Here is an 18,935-nt window from a genome sequence, read left to right on the forward strand (position 1 = left end):
GAGTAAAACGTTTTTAGCCGAACCCTTCGGGCAGCGTTTGTTGGCCATTTTTACTGTGTTATCGACTTTTTATGTAGAATAACTACACCTCAAAGTCTCTGCCTTGTACAAATGGCCAACAATTCGCTGCAAAAATAACCTTGAAAGATCAACAGGCCCTAGTGTCCACCTCATTTTGGCCTCAGGGTCTGGAATAACTAAACCAGGTCGATGCGAGTTAACGCACTTGCAATCAAACTCCCAAGTGCGTCCAGTCTCTCTTGTTTAGCGATATTTTTTTAAATATCCAAGCGCAATGGTTCATTAAAGTATCAACCTTTTTCAAAGCTTTAAAAATATGGAGCCATGCAGCATAAGTACTGCAAGTTTCGCTAAAAAAGTGGATGTTGTTACAAGATAGGGCAGTGAAGAGTTTGTGGTGGTTTGTCAGCACGTGCAGTAGTTCGATGCCCGTGAGCTATGCCAAATAATGACTGATGAACTTATTTATTCTCATGTTTATAACTACATTAATGAGAACTAAAATTGCGGTATTGCTCTATTGGGTGATAATCAATCTATTCAGCCTTACTTTGATCGAGATGATGTAGCGCTATTCAACGCTAAGCAGTTTGGGCATAATCAATATTGTCATTCGCAGATAAAAACACCACCTTGAAGGATGTTTGTTCCCTTCGTTAAATTCATTCGATGAGTTAATAAATGCTTGTTTGTTTTAGCGCGATGTTCATTTGGAGCATTTTATGGGTCTAAAAATGCAGATTTACGTATTTTAGCTGAAATTTAACATTTTTAGCTGAAATTAACCTAAAGACTAAAAAATAATCTACTATTTTTTAGTCTTTTGTTTTATATAGAATTATGAGCATTAAATGTGTTTTTTTTGGCTAAAAATAAATAAATATTGCACCAGCTATTTGCGCCCAGCAAGGTTCCAATTTACAATATGCGCCTTAATAACCTGATGTGCGGTGTGTCGGTTCTTTTTCGCATGCTCCGTCTACTTCTTAAACTAATCATTAAAGTTGAATCATGACCGAATTATCCAAATACAGAAACATTGGTATCTTCGCTCACGTTGACGCGGGTAAAACCACGACCACCGAGCGTATCCTTAAGCTAACCGGTAAGATCCACAAGATCGGTGAAGTACATGATGGTGAATCAACCACAGACTTCATGGAACAGGAAGCTGAGCGCGGTATTACCATTCAGTCTGCAGCAGTAAGCTGTTTCTGGAAAGATCACCGTTTTAACGTTATTGACACCCCAGGCCACGTTGACTTTACAGTTGAAGTTTATCGTTCGCTTAAAGTGCTTGACGGCGGTATCGGTGTATTCTGTGGTTCAGGCGGCGTAGAGCCTCAATCAGAAACTAACTGGCGTTATGCTAACGATTCTGAAGTTGCGCGTATCATCTTCGTAAACAAGTTAGACCGTATGGGTGCTGACTTCTTACGTGTTGTTAAGCAAACTAAAGACGTATTAGCTGCTAACCCATTAGTCATGGTTTTACCAATTGGTATTGAAGACGAATTCTGTGGTGTTGTTGACCTACTAACTCGTAAAGCGCACATTTGGGATGATACTGGTTTACCAGAAAACTTCGAAATCACTGATGTTCCAGCTAACATGGTTGACTTAGTTGAAGAATACCGTGAAATGCTAATCGAAACTGCTCTTGAGCAAGACGATGCGCTATTAGAAGCTTATATGGAAGGTGTTCAACCATCTATAGAAGACGTTAAGCGTTGTATCCGTGCTGGTACTCGTACAATGTCTGTGTTTCCAACATATTGTGGTAGCGCATTCAAAAACAAAGGTATGCAGTTATTACTAGATGCCGTTGTTGATTATTTACCTGATCCAGTTGAAGTTGATCCACAACCGCTAACTGACGAAGAAGGTAACGAAAATGGCGAGTTCGCAATCGTTGATGTTGATGCACCGTTTAAAGCATTAGCGTTCAAGATTATGGATGACCGTTTTGGTGCGTTAACTTTCGTACGTATCTACTCTGGCCGTTTGAAGAAGGGTGACACCATCCTTAACTCATTCACTGGCAAAACAGAACGTATTGGCCGTATGGTTGAGATGCAAGCTAACGAACGTAACGAACTTGAATCAGCACAAGCTGGTGATATTATCGCTATCGTTGGTATGAAAAACGTGCAAACTGGTCACACTTTATGTGATCCTAAGCACCCTTGTACTCTAGAAGCAATGGTATTCCCTGAGCCAGTTATCTCTATCTCTGTAACGCCAAAAGATAAAGGCGGCAGCGAGAAAATGGGTATCGCTATCGGTAAAATGATTGCAGAAGATCCATCTTTCCGTGTTGAAACTGACATTGATTCTGGTGAAACTATCCTTAAAGGCATGGGTGAGCTTCACTTAGACATTAAGGTTGATATTCTTAAGCGTACTTACGGCGTTGACCTAATTGTAGGCGAGCCTCAAGTTGCTTACCGTGAAACTATCACTAAAGAAATTGAAGATAGCTACACGCATAAGAAACAGTCTGGTGGTTCTGGTCAGTTTGGTAAAATTGATTACGTTATTCGCCCTGGCGAGCAAAACACTGGCTTCACTTTCACCTCGAAAGTCGTTGGTGGTAACGTTCCTAAAGAATTCTGGCCTGCTGTTGAGAAAGGTTTCAGAAGCATGATGAATACCGGTACTATTGCTGGTTTCCCTGTGTTAGACGTTGAACTTGAACTTCAAGACGGTGCTTTCCACGCAGTTGATTCGTCAGCTATCGCGTTCGAAATCGCTGCTAAAGGTGCGTTCCGTCAATCTATGCCTAAAGCCGGTGCACAACTTCTTGAGCCTATCATGAATGTTGACGTATTCAGCCCAGATGACAACGTTGGTGACGTAATTGGTGACCTTAACCGTCGTCGCGGTATGATCAAAGATCAAAACGCTGGTGTTACAGGTGTCCGTATTAAAGCTGACGTGCCGTTATCAGAAATGTTCGGTTATATCGGTTCTTTACGTACAATGACGTCTGGTCGTGGTCAATTCTCTATGGAATTTGCTCATTACGCACCATGTCCAAACAGCGTTTCTGAGAAAGTTGTTGCTCAAGTTAAAGAGCGTAAGGCTGCTGAAGCTAAGAAGTAATTCTAGTTTCGATTTGCTGATAAAAACCGTTGCCTAGGCAACGGTTTTTTTATGCCTATTTTATGCTGTTGCTGTAATATAAAATTAATATTATCAGAGAATTTATTATTGATGACAGTTTCTGCTAAGCGTTAATAGTGCTCTTGCTGGTGGAGTTAACGGTAGGTTTTCTCGCCATATTAATGCTAAATCCCACGTCATAGCTGGCTGCATTGGCTTAAATACTAGTTTACTGCTGGTTAACCGTTGGCAAATAGGTTCGGGTAGAATTGCTACGCCCAAGTTAGCTTCAACCATCGCGGCTAAAAAATCCCATTGGCCAGTTCTAAAGGCTATATTGAGTTGTACGCCAACTTTGCGGCTTAAATGGTTAATTAACTTAGCTAATGAAAAGTCTTCGTTATAAAGAATGAAGGGGTGAGATTCAAAGTCTTGCCAGCGTATTTCAGCCTTGTCTGTAAGCAGATGTCCTTCAGGTAAGCACGCAAGTAAGGGATATCTAGTTAGGGGTTGATTCGCTAGCTCTGTGTTATGGGTTGTCGGTAGTGCGGTAAATGCAATATCTAGACTGTTGTTCAGTAGTGCCTGTTCGCAACCAAATCCGCCATATTCGTACATTTGTATCTCGACCCCAGGGTACTGTTGTCGATAAGCCGTCAATAAGCTGATAATTAAACTGCTCATCATCGGGCAGACACCAAGTCTTAATCGTCCTGACTTTAAGCCACTGAGATTACTCATATCTTCTTGAAGTCGATGCCAATGGCCTAAAATTTCCCTGGCACTTTGCTCAAACAATTGTCCTGCTTGGGTTAATTCTACTGTTTGATTATTCCTTATCAACAATTGCTCACCCATATTGCTTTCTAAACGTTGAATGGTTTTTGTCAGTGTCGGTTGGGTCATAAAACATTTTTGCGCCGCACGGGTAAAGTTTTTGGTTTCCACTATGGTGAGAAAGATCTGTAAGGTCTTGATTGGAATGTTCATGCTTAAATGGAATTCACTGTATGGTAATTATTCATTTTACCTATGAAGCCTAAACGATTACTTTGAACTTGTTAACAGAATCGGAGGAACGGCAATGAAATCTACTTCAAGTTTATGGGTCGGTGCATTATGGCAAGCAGCGATGCCTATAACACATGAGACTCAATCATCTGGTGTGTCACAAACCGCAGCAGTACCGAGTGCACAAATTATCCAACAAAAGTCTCAACCAATAAACCCAGCTTAAGCTGGGTTTTTATTTTTATCGCTTTCGTTATTTCTGCTTACAACAATAAAAGACTGAACATAAAAAATGCCACTTCAACAGAAGTGGCATTGCTCAAATTGAGGCATAGAGGGATTTATGTCCTCATGGATCACTTAGTGGTAAAGGTGTTTTCCACAAGTTCCTGTTTGTTATCTGCTTGCGCAACATGGCACTGTACACAAAAGTAGTTCATGCCATTCACTGTACCTTGGTCATCGATTACGTGTGACTTCGCCACAGGTGTTGCTTTCATTCTTTTAGCCTTATCCCAGCTGTGACATGTAAGGCAACCATTTTTGTCTTTGGTGATGCTATAGCTGTCTTTATGGGGGATTAAAGGCGGCTGTTCAGCAAAAGTACGCGCGATAGCTTTTCCGCGAGTGGGATACGTTGCAATAGCATCTGCAGGCAAGTTGTCTGTTATGGCGACATTATCTACACGAGACTCAACTTTAACCGGGGTATTCTCGGGTAATGTTTGCTGACCAGAATAGGCGTTAAGGCTTAAGAGTATGGCCGCGATGCTAAGTAGTTTTTTCATTTTCATCTCCGTTACATCCTAATGAATGTAGAGTTTGGGTGTCGCAACTACCATGGTGGACGAACCCCATGGCAGCTGTCGCAATTAATATAAAAGGCGTATTAAGCTTTAAATATTTTGACTGGACACTTTTTGAAGTCAGTTTCTTTTGATAATGGGTCAGTAGCGTCAAGAAGTAACTTATTAACCAATTGCTTGGCATCAAAGAATGGCATGAATACCACTCCTCTTGGCGGCTTATTACGGCCTTTAGTCTCCACTCGAGTGTTAATTTCACCGCGCGGTGATGCAACAGTCACTTCATCACCTTGAGTTAAACCACGAGCTTTAGCGTCAGCTGGGTGCATAAAGACCTGAGCACTCGGCATTGCTTTATGCAGTTCAGGTACACGAGCGGTCATTGAGCCAGTATGCCAATGTTCCAGTACTCGTCCTGTCGACATCCACAGATCAAATTCTTCATTAGGTTCTTCTGCTGCAGGTTCATAAGGCAGTGCAAATATGACTGCTTTACCGTCTGGTTTACCGTAGAAGTTAAAACCTTCACCCGCTTTGACATAGGGATCGCTACCTTCAACAAAACGACGCAGGGTTTCTTTACCATCAATCACTGGCCAACGCTTCCCGCGGTTTTCATGATAGTTGTCAAAGGCATCTAAATCGTGACCATGGCCACGACCAAATTGAGCATATTCTTCAAAAATACCTTTCTGTAGGTAAAAGCCAAAGTGTTCGTTTTCATCGTTATAAGAACCTTTACATTCACTTGCTGGGAACTTATTGATCACCCCATTAGCAAATAGCACTTCATATAATGTTTTATCGGCGAGCTCAGGTTGTTTAGCGATTAATTCAGCAGGCCATACTTCACTGACTTTAAAACGTTTAGAAAATTCAACTAACTGCCATAAATCAGACTTAGACCCTTCAGGTGTTGGAACAAGCTGATGCCAGAAGTGGGTACGACGTTCTGCATTACCATATGAACCTTCTTTTTCAACCCACATAGCGGTAGGCAGAATTAAATCTGCAGCCATTGCGGTAATCGTCGGGTAGGGATCTGATACGACAATGAAGTTCTCAGGGTTACGGAAACCGGGGTAAACTTCATCATTAATATTCGGACCAGCCTGCATATTGTTAGTACACATGGTCCAATAACAATTTAATTTACCGTCTTTGAGCATGCGACTTTGCATCACAGCGTGGTACCCGGGTTTAGCGGGAATAGTACCAGCAGGGACTTGCCATAGTTTTTCAGTAATTTCACGGTGTTTAGGATTTGCTACTACCATGTCAGCGGGTAGGCGATGTGAGAAAGTACCGACTTCGCGAGCTGTTCCACACGCTGATGGTTGACCGGTTAATGAGAATGGACTGTTGCCTGGGGTGGCAATTTTACCGGTGAGTAAGTGAATGTTATACAACATATTGTTAGCCCACACACCACGGGTATGCTGGTTAATCCCCATGGTCCATAAGCTCATCACTTTGATATTAGGATCGGCATAGGCCTTAGCCATGATTTCTAGATTTTCAACCGGTACACCACTCATTTTTGATGCGTATTCAACCGTGTAAGTGCTGACAAACTTGGCATACTCATCAAAGCTTATTGGAGTAGAACCACCATTAGCTGGATTTTTTGCTTTCTTTTCCAATGGGTGTTCTGGGCGTAGACCATAACCAATATCAGTGGTGCCGAGTGCAAATGTAGTGTGCTTGTTGACGAAGTCTTTGTTCACTGCACCATGCTGAATGATGTAGTTAGCAATATAATTTAATAATACTAAATCAGTTTGTGGTTTAAACACCATAGCATTATCTGCTAGATCAAAGCTGCGGTTTTCATAAGTAGAAAGTACATGTACGCGGGCATCTTTATGACTTAAACGGCGATCGGTTAATCGCGCCCACAAGATAGGGTGCATTTCTGCCATATTGGCACCCCACAACACAAAGTGGTCAGCAGCCTCTAAGTCATCATAGCAACCCATAGGTTCATCAATACCAAAGGTTCGCATGAAACCACCTACAGCCGAAGCCATACAGTGGCGCGCATTTGGGTCGATGTTATTAGTTAAAAAGCCTGCTTTATGAAGTTTAGATGCCGCATAGCCTTCCCAAATTGTCCATTGACCCGAACCAAACATGCCGACAGAGGTAGGGCCTTTTTTGGCAATACTGGCTTTCCATTTTTCAGCCATGGTATCAAAGGCAACATCCCAACTTACTGGGGTAAAATCACCTTCTTTATCATATTTACCGTCTTTCATTCTAAGTAACGGCGAGGTTAATCGGTCCTTGCCATACATTATTTTAGATAAAAAATAACCTTTAATACAATTTAAGCCTTTGTTAACCGGGCTTTCTGGGTCACCTTGAGTGGCAACTATTTTACCATTTCGTGTGCCCACTAAAACGCTACAACCTACGCCACAAAAGCGACATGGGGCTTTATCCCACTTTATTTCACTTTTACCTTCTGCAGCTTGAACGATATTAATTGGAATAGCGATACCCACGGCCGACGCTGCTGCGGCAGCGGCGTTGGCTTTTAAAAACTCGCGACGACTGATGCTCATGGTGTTCCTCACTCTTAGAATGTTGTACTTGGTACGTGATAGTCATTGGAGGTGACGTGATAGAGTGAGTCTAGACCTTACTAACAACATGGGTATACCTCAGAATGGGTATAGTGGTTAATAGTTGTGCAAGGTCACATTTTTCAGCGTGACGTAAATCTCATTTTAACAATTAGGCATTTACTGTTTTAGCAATCGCTTGTAAAGCTTGTTGTGCCTGATATATAGGTTTCTTCATTGATTGAAGTACTTGTAGCGCTAGGTTGTTAACATAGCGCGAAGGAATGGTTGAGTGATGTTGGAGGAGGTATGATCTTTATAGGTATGACTAGTAGCCAGTAAGCTCCATGTAGCCCATGCCTTGGTGAGAGCCTTTAATGGTAATTGGGCCTTCCCAATACGAGGTCGACACTAACATGTCACTGTTAGGATTTAATGCCTGGGTGGTAATATCTATTGCTTCACTGTTAATGCGAATGTGCCATGCAATAGGATGCTTACCTAATGCGGTTTGTTGCCACTGCGTTGGCTCCATGAAGATATCACCAGGATTATCTTTACTATTGATGTTACGCCCACTGCCATCGGCAAACATCCGTCGGCCACTGTAAAAATGTTGTTGCTCATTATCACCACGAAGCCTGAAAGCCATTAGTGTTGAGTTGTCATCCAAACGCAGTGAAAACCAGTCCCAGCCTTGTTGAGCCTTGGTTAAAAATTGTGAACTCCACTCCCTATCAAGCCAGGCTTTACCGGTAACGTGTTCGGTAACACCATGGCGAGTTATCTCTCCCGTTACATCTATGAAGGGCTGGCTGTAATAATAAGATGCTACGCTTTTATCGGCGCTTTTACTGCTATAACCTTGTTCACCTTGTAATTGCAGTGGTTGTTGACTATTAAGCTGCAGTTGATAACTAAATTGTTCATCTGCTACCGTTAATGTCGCAGGAAATAGCGTGTCGGATTGACTCAACCATTGCCAGTTTTGTAAATGCACCTGAAATGGTTGGGCGTCTACGCCAGCAAGTTGTGGGTGGGCGCGCGACCATTTTTCAGCTATTAAGTGTTCATTTTTGCTGGTTACTGCTGCGTGTGCCATATACAGCTGATTGGTACTCCAGTCATTGTTCGGTGTGACTGTGTTGCTCGGTGGTGTTAGGCCAATACGAAACTGCGTCCACTGCACGCCAACGTCTTCACCTGTTGCGGTGGCTAAGTTAGCGGTTAAGTACCACCACTCAATTTTAAAGTCATCGTGGGCTAAATGGTCTTGGGGGAATTGTAATGTTTTACCTTGAATTACCTCACTATACCCCTCAGAAGATGTTGATGACATATTGCTAATAGTTGATGGTTTATTGCTCACATCTTGTGCGGGCGAACAAGCTGATATCAACGTCGAAATAACAAAAGCTATCAAGCTGAAGCTGAGCACTTTTTGCAATGTAAAAGGGGTCATAGTGCTTCCTGTTGTAAGCTGGATATCAAGGGTTTTCGAGTCTGCCAATATAAAGGTAAACATACGGCGAATAAGCAACTTACCACCGCAATAACCACCACCTGAAAATAGGCAGCCCAATCCCACACCATGGCGATACTCCAGCCAAATGCTTGTAATGTGACTTTGTGGATTAACAAATAACCCAGTAATGCGCCAGTGGGTAAAGCAACTAAACAGGTAAGCAGCACAATAAATAACATTTGTACTAATACCATTATTCGTAATTGATTACGACTCACACCTAGGGCGTACAAGCGTGCTAAAGGTGCTTGCCTGGCTTGCGTTAGCATCATGCAAGCACTAAATAAGCCGATGGCAGCCACCAATAAGGTCAAGCTATTGAGCACCACAGTAATAGAGAATGTTTTATTAAATATGGTAATTGCTTCAGTTTTGATCCGCTGCTGGCTGTACATATAGGCGGAAGATAAATTGATTTTCTGGCTAATGCTGTTTTGCAATGGTGTGAGATCACCTTGATACGACACTGCTAGGCTAATGGGTTTGGCCGGTAATTGAGATTGTTGCCATAAAGACTGGGTAATAATCGCTTCACCCTGGGGATTACCATAATCGTAATAAATCCCGCCAACGGTCAATACATGTTGATTAAGTTGTGATAGCTGTACTTTGTCGCCTATATCAAGTTGGTATTTGATTGATAAGGGTTCACTGATCATCAGGCTTTCACCTGCAGTAAATGTTGGCCAAAAGTCATCGGCGGTGATTTTAAAGACGGTTGTTTCGGTCAACGATAAATGATCGCGACTCACAAGATTGATAGGTACTTGTGTTTGCGGCGTCTCTATTCGATTGAGGTTACTATCAATAGTCCATTGATCATAAATAGCTTCAACCTTAGGATCGTTATTTAACAGTAAGATTAAGGCATCAATCTGATTCGGATTAGGTCTTATGTATAAATCTGCATGCAAGCGGGCGTCGAGCCATTTCTTTAAGGTGATTTCAAAGCTACCGACTAAGGTGTTCATGGCAATGTTGGCACACAGCGCTAACAACATCGCCATCATTGCCAGAGCAAGCGGGGCGATAATCTCTTTGGTTTCAGCAATCACATATTGCCAAAGCCCTTTAGGCATAAATGGGCTGAGTAAGTTAACAGCCCAATGCAAGCATTGGGGTAATAGTAATGGAATTGCCACCGAGATAATCCCCAGTAACACTAAGCTATGGCGATACTGCTCGGTAAAGGCAAATCCAACAGTACAAATGAGTAGCAGTAGCGCTGCAATAATAAATTGTCGCCAATGAATCATATTGAATCGTTGGTTTTGCGGTTGTTTTTGTGCCCCCTGGGCTAATGGTGTTTTGATTAGACTGATTAACATTGGGATGCAAGCTGCAAACGCCGCCGATAAGGTTAATATCAATGCCTGTGCAAACCATTGCCACTGCCAAATGCCGGGTAATAATTTGGCACCATAAAGCTGTTCAAGTGTTATCGCGACCATAGGTTGCAACCACTGCGACAGCTGCAAGCCGACAATAAAGCCCAATACACAGCCGACAAACACTAAGCAGAGTATTTCAATGCTTAAGGCAAGCATCACAGTGCGTCTATCTAGGCCTTGCTGCATGATTTGTACCAGCAGCTTTTGACGTTTCATTAAACTATAGCGTACGCCGTTGTAAGCAATAAATAATCCAACCACGAATGCTAGCATGCTCATGGCATCAAGATTAAGATGAAAACTGGCCGTTAGGGCTGTAAGCGACTCACCTTCACTGGTTTGAGTGGTGAAATTTAACTTGCTGGTATCAATACCTGCTTGAGTTAGCGTATTGGTTAATCGAGCGATAAGTTGAGTGTCTGCCTCCGACGCCGTTGTGTCAGCGGCGTTTGGGTCAGCAATGTTAGAATTTTCAGCGCTAGAGTTAAACACAGCAATGTAACTCAGCTTTCCCTGCATATTCAATAACGGTTGTGCTAATGATATATCCGCGAGCAAAGCAGAACCCAGACCCCAACTATCATCAATGGTAATGATATTAAGGGGCATGCCATTTAAGATAATGCGATTAGACTGATTAGTGATGTTACTAATACGATCGCGTTGGCTCGTCGACATTAATATTTTAGGTTGGCCGCTGAGTAACTCGGCAAGTGGAATATTGGTCGAGGTCATATTCGCTGAGGAAGACGAATCGTTAGCGTTTTGCTGTTTACTAGTGCTGATGGCTGCAATAATATCGCTACTATTAATCCGCCAAAGCCGGCCTTGTTCATCGGTGGCGATGCCTTCGATGCTGGCGATCGTATTGAATCCGGCATTGGCTAATGCAAAGTAAACCGACTCATCAATAGTGTCTTGTGTGCGATGGCTAATAGATAGGCGCGCTTGTTGGCTGAGCAACTCTGATACATTACCATAGCTTTGTTTGGCATTTTCATTAGTGGCATACACTCCAATTAATAGTGTTACGGCTAACATAATGCCTAGTAAAATAGCGCTAGCTTGCAGCGGCGCGTGTCTATAATGACTGGCAAATAGGTGCAAACATAATCTTAAGCGACTCAGTGATGAAGAGTGCGATAAAGAGCGTGATGGGGAGTGTGATGAAGAGTCGGTCATCATGGTTTAACCCTGCAGTTTTTTATTGGTAGGATTAACCATTATTTGCTGATTTTCAACATGCCAACGGTGTTGCATAAACTCAGCACATTGCTCACTGTGGGTAACCATTAAAATGCAGCTATTAGCTTGTTGGGCTAAGTCGGTAAGCAATTGCATTACCTGCATACCAGCATGTTGGTCGAGATTACCTGTTGGTTCATCAGCCAAAATTAATTGCGGTTTGTGGGCTAATGCACGAGCAATGGCCACTCGTTGTTGCTGTCCGCCAGAGAGATTTTCAACGTTACGGTCGAGTAATGTGCTTAAGCCTAGTTGATGGCATAACTCATCACACCAAGGGCTCCAGCTTAATTGATTGAGCGCGAGTGAAAATTGAATGTTGTCGCGTACATTTAATGGCGTAAGTAAGTTAAATTGCTGAAATATGACCCCAAGCGATCGACGTCGATATTGGCTCCACTGCTTATCTTGCCACTTTGCTACTGAGTGCATGTTATCACTTTGACGGATTAACATCTCACCACTGTCAATCGTTTCAAAACCGCCAATGATATTAAGCAGAGTACTTTTACCACTACCACTAGGGCCCGTTAGTGCAATCGTTTGACCTTGTTGCAGTGTCAGATTTACTTGTTTCAATACCGGATGAAACGACTCGCCATCGCGAAACCCTTTACTGATATTTTCTAAGGTGACGATGCTTGTCATAATTGCTCCATAACGAATTGCGTTAATACACTTACAGTATTGACTGAGTCATATCATTAATAATATACGCGATATAATCTGTTTATGTCTAAAAATAAAAAAGCGAGCTAATAGCTCGCTTAGTTACAGTAAAACATTGAATTAATTAAGCATCGACTAATGAATAAGGTAATTCGATAATTGATAACTGCGAGTTTTCATCATCAGCAACGCGCAGTTGAGTATCGTTTTCAGTATCATTAGGCAGTACGGCTGTCAGCAGCACTTTATCGCCATATTGGACGCACTCAATAATATTACCACCGCGACGGAAACCGTCTTCAAGGGCAATTTCTAACTGTGTTTCGGTATTGATAGTTTGGCTGGTGGTGCCAGAGACAATATACAGTGCACGTTTATTACCACCGCGGTATTTCATTCTGGCAATAGTTTCTTGGCCCATGTAACAGCCTTTGGTAAAGCTAATGCCATTGATGGCTTGTAAGTTACACATTTGTGCTACGTACTGGCCTGAATGAGCGGCATCGATATTGGGGTAACCGGCTTTAATTTCTAATGCTTGCCATGTGTTGGCATCAAACAATTTTTGGCCTGATTGACTGATGATAGCGTCTGCTGCTGCACTTTTAATGATAGCAATAAAACGTTCACCATCACGAATAATAGCGCCTTGCTCGACTAAATTAAGTGCTTGCGATACATCGCCAAAATGTTGCGTGGCAAAGGCTTGTGCTTCTGTTCCGGCAATGCCGATTATGTGGTAATCACCACTAACATCAGCTAGTTCAGCTTTACTAAATACTGCATATTTTTGTAAATGCGGTAAGTCTAAGCTCAAGGCGCTTTTTGGCAGTAACATTAATAAGCTATCGGCTATTGCAAACGTGCGGAAGCTCGCAAGCATTTTACCTTTAGGGTCACAATGTGCACCCCATTTCCATTCGTTTGTACCAAGAGAGGTGATGTCGGTGGTGACTTGGCCATGAATAAAGCTGCGCCCTTGCTCACCGGTGATTTCGATTAATCCCATATGAGACAAACTTGATAACATTAATGCAGGAGATGTGGCGATGAAATCCCAATCTGGTTGGTTTACTGAAATGGTCATAACTATCCCTAAGCTGAGAATACGACGGTATGGTTGGAGTGTAACGGAATAATACAATGCTCAACAGGGGGCAAGGTTTTAAAAGCCAATAAAAAAGCTACCTTGTGGCCAAGATAGCTTTTAGAGTTAGCCCATTTATCAGAGTTAATCGTTTTCTAAGTAAATATTAAAACAATACCCGTGCACGAATAGTACCTTCAATGGATTTAAGTTCTACTAAGGCTTCTTCTGCTTGATCTGAATCTACTTCCATTACCACATAACCAATTTCAGCTGTGGTTTGTAAGTATTGCGCGGCAATGTTAATGCCTTTTTCAGAAAACGCTTGGTTGATTTTAATCAACACGCCTGGACGATTTTGGTGAATGTGTAATAAGCGTGAAGTACCGCTATGTTGTGCTAAAGACACTTCAGGGAAATTAACTGCAGATAACGTCGAGCCGTTATCTGAGTATTTCACTAACTTACCAGCCACTTCAATACCAATATTCTCTTGTGCTTCTGCTGTACTGCCACCAATGTGTGGCGTCAGTAATACATTATCTAAACCGCGTAACGGTGATACAAACTCATCATCATTTGACTTTGGTTCAACCGGGAATACGTCAATTGCTGCACCCGCAATATGTTCAGACTTCAGCGCATGGGCTAAGTCGTCAATATCAACCACAGTTCCGCGTGAGGCATTGATAAAGAAACTGCCTTGACGCATTTGAGCAAATTCAGCTTTTGCGAACATGTCTTTGGTTTGTGGCGTTTCAGGTACATGCAGACTGACAACATCTGCTTGGGCCAATAACTTGTCCATAGAGTGAACTTGTGAGGCGTTACCGAGTGGTAATTTATCTTCAATATCAAAGAAAATTACTCTCATGCCTAAGGTTTCAGCCAAAATGCCTAACTGAGTACCAATATGACCGTAACCAATGACGCCTAAGGTTTTACCACGGACTTCAACACTACCATTAGCGCTCTTTAACCAACCGCCGCGATGCGACATGGCATTGCGCTGTGGAATACCGCGCATCAACATGATGATTTCGCCAATCACGAGTTCAGCAACACTGCGAGTATTAGAGAACGGGGCGTTGAAGACCGGAATACCCAATTTTTCGGCAGCGGCTAAATCGACTTGATTGGTGCCAATACAAAAACAGCCAATCGCAACGAGCTTTTCTGCATGGTGCAATACTTCCGCAGTAAGCTGAGTGCGGGAGCGTAATCCAACAAAGTGAGCATCTCTGATTGACTCAAGTAAAGCCTCTTCGCCTAACGATGCTTTATGATATTCAATGTTGGTATAACCTGCACGTTCTAATACATCAACCGCAGTTTGGTGGACGCCTTCCAACAGCAGGATTTTGATCTTATCCTTGTCAAGCGAGTGTTTCGCCATGATATGGGTACCCTCTTATCATTAAATGGTGCTTATGCGAATGCTTATACTAATGCATTCGCCAATAGTTATGATATAAATGCGGACTTCCGACGCAATGCCAAAGTAGCACTTTTTTTAAGGCTTGTGGAGGGCTAGATGGCTGAAGTAATATTTTAAATTGAGAACAATATAGTAGATGAGGAGTTTAGGATGCAAAAACGCGTAATATGGATGGCAATCTACTTGTTGGTATTGCTGTGGTCAGTCAGTAATCCCAAAGATATGTTCACTTGGTGGCTAGAGGCTATTCCAGCATTAATTGCATTACCCATTTTATTTTTTAGTCGCAAAAACTTTCCACTAACCACATTAGCTTATGCACTTATTTTAGTGCATTGCTGTGTGCTTTTTGTGGGCGCTCGTTATACCTATGCTGAAGTACCGTTATTTGATTGGTTAGCACAGGTGATGGGCAGTGAGCGCAATAATTACGATAAAGTGGGTCATTTTGCCCAAGGGTTTATTCCTGTGATATTGGCTCGCGAGATTTTTATCCGTCAGCAAGTCATGCAAATAGGTGCATGGTGTCAATTTTTAGCCGTTTGTTTTGTATTAGCTTTTTCGGCATTTTATGAGCTGATTGAGTGGTGGGTCGCGGTCGCTTCAGGCGAAAATGCTGAAGCCTTTTTAGGCACTCAAGGTTATGTATGGGATACCCAATCTGATATGTTTTTAGCCTTAATTGGTGGAGTCTGTGGCATATTGTTGCTGTCGAAGCTTCATAATAAACAAATCGCCGCCAAAATGTCTCCTAAGCATGCGTCGGTATGACGCAGTTCGCAGAGTCTCTGGTGACAGAAAAGGTGTTATAAAATAGATTAACTTGGCCGCCTGTCTTGAGCAGTTATTGATGATGTTGAGCGATGTAAAGTATGAGCTTAGCCGAAGTAAATTAAGGCCAGTTGATTTTTTGGTTGAATTTTTATTCGAAAAAAACGGCTTACTTGAGGTGAGTGGATTGCAGCTAGTAATCTTAGCGACTATTTACTGGCAAAGATAACCTCAACAAAGAGTAAGCCGTTTTTAGCCGAACACTTTGGGCAGTGTTTGTTGATAATGGCGACTGTGTTACCAGCTTTTTATGTTGAATAACGACACGGTAAAGTCTCTGCCTTGTAGCTTTGTGTTTTAGTAATGACCAACAATTTGCTGTAAAAATAACCTTCAAAGATCAACAAACCCTAATACTTAAGTTTGTCCAAAGTCAGTCAAAGTAACTATTCATACTTTAGGCTTACACAATAGCCATAACAACTAGCAATTTTTTACTATGCTTGCTGTATAGAAGGTTTTTATTACAAGAATCGTTATTGAACGTTACCGATTAACCGCGATGAGCTCATGTTTCGGTTTATTGTTTTTTCGGTTATTGGCTTTGTAGTATAAAACGATTAAATAACCATCAAAAAAAGTACTTTAATATTATAAAATAAAAGTAAACGACCTGCTCTGCCTAGTTCTAAAGGCTAGTAAACGTATTTTATTTACGTATAGTATGTAGTCTAAGGATGTGCTCAAGGTATGTTGAGCAATAACGTACTTTTCAGGGAGAAGAGTGATGAGTTCAAATATTGATGAATTGGTGTTTTTGCACCAAATCGCAGCACCTTGCCATTTAGCTATTTTGGCTGAATCTATCGGGTTAAAAACACGCATTGTAAAACATGCAGCTGAGCTTGAGTTAGACAAAAAATCTAATAACTTTTACCTTGTTTCACAAAAAGGCGCGGCTTTAGACAGTAAAGGTATTCCTCTGCTGGTATCGCGTTTAGTGGGACATGTCCCTGTTGCATTATACCAAGTTGAACGAGGATCGCTCGATCAAGAATCAGCATTACTCCTAGGCGTGCGTGGTTTGTTATACAGCGATCAACGCATGGATTTAATGTTGACGGGTCTACGCAAAATGGTTGCCGACGAATTGTGGTACGACCGCCCACTGATCAGTAAAATTTTTAGACGTTTAGTTCAACAGTTAGACACTAGTACTGAAATTCCTGCCGATACCGTCGCTATTATTCAAAGATTAACTAGTCGAGAAAGAACCATTATTCAGCTTGTTTCTAGTGGTGCGCGCAACAAAGAAATTGCTCAGCGTTTGTGCATTAGTGAACATACCGTGAAAGCGCACATCTCCTCTATTTTCCGTAAAACAGAATCTCGCAACCGGGTTGAGTTATTACGTTGGGCACAAACCTATCAAAGCCACAGTGAACTAGTGAGTTAATCTGCTGGTAGATTATTGATTAATGATAATAGGAGCTTAGGCTCCTTTTTAATGGGTTGGTGCTATCAATCGTGTTTACCTTTTAAAAGCTTAAGCTAATCAGTACACTGAGTTTTCTAATAATGATAATGATGGATATTAATAATGAGTATTTGGTTTAAGACTGTCACTTTAGAAGATTGTGCTCGTTTAGATACAGGGATGCATGGTAAGGGCACTTTAATGCAAACATTGGGCATTAAAATTACTGAGATTGGTGATGATTATATGGTTGCCACCATGCCTGCTAATCCAGCGATACATAATCCATTAGGGATTGTTCATGGTGGTGCCAATGTTGCTTTAGCGGAAACTGTCGCCAGTTATGCGGCTAATTTTGTGGTCGATTTTACCCGCTACTATTGTGTCGGCCAAGAAATCAATGCCAATCATTTAAAAGCCTCGCGTAATGGTGAATTGACCGCAACAGCAAAACCGGTACATATTGGCAAACGCAGCTCAGTGTGGGAAATTTTGGTGCGTAATAGTGCTGGCGAACTTTGTTGTATTTCAAGAATGACCGCTGCAGTGGTAGAGCGATAAGCTATAGTTAATCTGTTGGAGTTCAATGTTGAACTTTGCTATCGATAAACTCTATGTAGAGGTGGCATCACCTATTTAGTCATTGCGAATAAGCCTTGATGCTGTGTTCCAGCAGAGCACACATTGTCGAGTCATTGTGTTAATAGCCAGATATCGTTATTCAACACATTAATTATAGGAAAATCTATGGATAACATTAACATCTGGGAATGGGTTGGTTACTTGGCTTCGGTCGTTGTTGCTATTTCACTGATGATGGCTAACATCAAAAAATTACGCTGGTGGAACTTAATTGGTGCCGGCTTATTTGTGGCTTATGGTTTGGCTATTGATGCGATTCCTGTTGCATTGGTTAACTTTTTTATTGTATTAATTGATGCCTATTATTTAGTTAAGTTATACCGCGAGCCGACCCCTCCAGAAAAATAATAAATCTTTTAGCGGGTTAATAAATCTATTTATTGATAAAGTCAAAATGAAAATTTTGGCTTTTTTATGGCCTACTGTAGATCTAAACACTTGGCATTAATTGATTTAGTCAACCCCCAGATTTTTAATCTATTTTTACGGTTTTAACTATCTATTTTAATCGCTTTAGTTAATGTCGACAGACTTCTATTATGTGTCTATCAGATGCTGATTTTGAATAGGAGTTTTCATTATGGCAACAGTTTATGACTTAATTGAACAGTGGTTAGTCGATCGCGGATAAGATAATAATTAATTAATATGATGACTTATTTAGCTAAAGTTGCACAACGGTAGCTGATGATCAAAAATTCATTATCTGTCGATTAAAATGGGTAGGCTTGAGTTTACTCGTTTACCGCAAAATAACTTTGCCAAAGTTGAGCAAGTGACACTAGCTATGAATTTAGTACTAGGAGTGGGGGAGTCGCCAGACAACGCTCTGTATACGGGGTTATTTTCATACGCTGAAGCGCAGCGTTGTCGTATTGAGAGCGACTATATCAGTTGTTGGTTAACGTTCCATATGGCGCTAAGATAAATAACTCTCAGCGTGCAGGTGCGATGGTAAGAACGCAATATCCTTATTAAGGGAGTTTAACGGCGCGATACTTGTGTAAACTATAATCCAAATAGTGTGGCCACATTAACTGAGAACATCTGTTTTTAACCGTCGCTGCAGCGTTTAGAAGATGAAACTGCAGGTTATAGTTGCTATAATCAAGACGACTATACTTAAGCGGGCGTAGATTATTAAATATGCATTAGCAAAGTAATTGTCATTAAGCGAAGT

At 41.6% G+C, this 18,935-nt stretch carries 15 protein-coding genes; 7 read left to right on the forward strand and 8 right to left on the reverse strand.

All coding sequences use genetic code 11. From position 1 onward, the window contains the following. The first annotated feature begins 1,032 nt into the window (after window positions 1–1,032). Window positions 1,033–3,126 (forward strand): elongation factor G, encoded by a 2,094-nt coding sequence (gene fusA / locus EGC82_RS04285; RefSeq protein WP_124729659.1) that lies wholly within the window; start codon window positions 1,033–1,035, stop codon window positions 3,124–3,126. Between the two features lie 105 nt (window positions 3,127–3,231). Here fusA and EGC82_RS04290 read toward each other — a convergent pair whose 3' ends face one another. Continuing rightward, window positions 3,232–4,116 (reverse strand): LysR family transcriptional regulator, encoded by an 885-nt coding sequence (locus tag EGC82_RS04290; protein WP_124729660.1) that lies wholly within the window; start codon window positions 4,114–4,116, stop codon window positions 3,232–3,234. A 94-nt stretch (window positions 4,117–4,210) separates the two neighbouring features. Here EGC82_RS04290 and EGC82_RS21210 point away from each other — a divergent pair, with 94 nt between their 5' ends. Continuing rightward, a complete protein-coding gene (locus tag EGC82_RS21210) occupies window positions 4,211–4,363 on the forward strand; it encodes a hypothetical protein (protein ID WP_164839067.1) in 153 nt (50 codons plus the stop codon). Between the two features lie 130 nt (window positions 4,364–4,493). On the opposite strand, the gene EGC82_RS04295 is transcribed toward EGC82_RS21210, so the two are convergent. The 7 genes from EGC82_RS04295 to serA form a co-directional block, all read right to left on the reverse strand. Beyond that, complete coding sequence (locus EGC82_RS04295) at window positions 4,494–4,925, reverse strand: nitrate reductase cytochrome c-type subunit (protein ID WP_124729661.1); 432 nt, start codon at window positions 4,923–4,925, stop codon at window positions 4,494–4,496. Between the two features lie 101 nt (window positions 4,926–5,026). After that, window positions 5,027–7,510: a nitrate reductase catalytic subunit NapA gene (gene napA, locus EGC82_RS04300; RefSeq protein ID WP_124729662.1), complete on the reverse strand. Its 2,484-nt coding sequence runs from the start codon at window positions 7,508–7,510 to the stop codon at window positions 5,027–5,029. A gap of 328 nt (window positions 7,511–7,838) precedes the next feature. Continuing rightward, window positions 7,839–8,972 carry a lipocalin-like domain-containing protein gene (locus tag EGC82_RS04305; protein ID WP_124729663.1) on the reverse strand — a complete coding sequence of 378 codons (1,134 nt, stop codon included), beginning with the start codon at window positions 8,970–8,972 and terminating at the stop codon, window positions 7,839–7,841. After that, window positions 8,969–11,611: an ABC transporter permease gene (locus EGC82_RS04310; RefSeq protein ID WP_124729664.1), complete on the reverse strand. Its 2,643-nt coding sequence runs from the start codon at window positions 11,609–11,611 to the stop codon at window positions 8,969–8,971. Before EGC82_RS04310 ends, EGC82_RS04305 begins: the two co-directional genes overlap by 4 nt. A 3-nt stretch (window positions 11,612–11,614) precedes the next feature. Continuing rightward, window positions 11,615–12,319, reverse strand: a complete 705-nt coding sequence (locus EGC82_RS04315) for an ABC transporter ATP-binding protein (protein ID WP_124729665.1) — start codon at window positions 12,317–12,319, stop codon at window positions 11,615–11,617. Between the two features lie 145 nt (window positions 12,320–12,464). Continuing rightward, entirely contained in the window at window positions 12,465–13,427 is a 963-nt protein-coding gene (gene ygfZ / locus EGC82_RS04320) for a tRNA-modifying protein YgfZ (protein WP_124729666.1), read from the reverse strand. A gap of 166 nt (window positions 13,428–13,593) precedes the next feature. Then, window positions 13,594–14,823 carry a phosphoglycerate dehydrogenase gene (gene serA / locus EGC82_RS04325; protein WP_124729667.1) on the reverse strand — a complete coding sequence of 410 codons (1,230 nt, stop codon included), beginning with the start codon at window positions 14,821–14,823 and terminating at the stop codon, window positions 13,594–13,596. A 192-nt stretch (window positions 14,824–15,015) separates the two neighbouring features. On the opposite strand from serA, the gene EGC82_RS04330 reads away from it, so the two are divergent. The 5 genes from EGC82_RS04330 to EGC82_RS04350 all read left to right on the forward strand — a co-directional run bounded on the left by EGC82_RS04330 (window position 15,016) and on the right by EGC82_RS04350 (window position 18,683). Continuing rightward, window positions 15,016–15,636, forward strand: a complete 621-nt coding sequence (locus EGC82_RS04330) for a DUF2238 domain-containing protein (RefSeq protein WP_124729668.1) — start codon at window positions 15,016–15,018, stop codon at window positions 15,634–15,636. 787 nt (window positions 15,637–16,423) lie between these two features. Beyond that, on the forward strand, window positions 16,424–17,092 hold the full coding sequence (locus EGC82_RS04335; RefSeq protein ID WP_124729669.1) for a helix-turn-helix transcriptional regulator: 669 nt from the start codon (window positions 16,424–16,426) through the stop codon (window positions 17,090–17,092). A gap of 144 nt (window positions 17,093–17,236) precedes the next feature. Next, complete coding sequence (locus EGC82_RS04340; protein WP_124729670.1) at window positions 17,237–17,674, forward strand: PaaI family thioesterase; 438 nt, start codon at window positions 17,237–17,239, stop codon at window positions 17,672–17,674. Window positions 17,675–17,860: 186 nt separating this feature from the next. Then, complete coding sequence (locus EGC82_RS04345; protein ID WP_124729671.1) at window positions 17,861–18,103, forward strand: YgjV family protein; 243 nt, start codon at window positions 17,861–17,863, stop codon at window positions 18,101–18,103. Window positions 18,104–18,473: 370 nt separating this feature from the next. Continuing rightward, window positions 18,474–18,683, forward strand: coding sequence for a catalase (locus EGC82_RS04350; protein WP_124729672.1), 210 nt, complete (start codon window positions 18,474–18,476; stop codon window positions 18,681–18,683). Window positions 18,684–18,935: the final 252 nt, after the last annotated feature.

Origin of the sequence: Shewanella livingstonensis, assembly GCF_003855395.1 — a bacterium.
Classification (GTDB): Bacteria; Pseudomonadota; Gammaproteobacteria; order Enterobacterales; family Shewanellaceae; genus Shewanella; species Shewanella livingstonensis.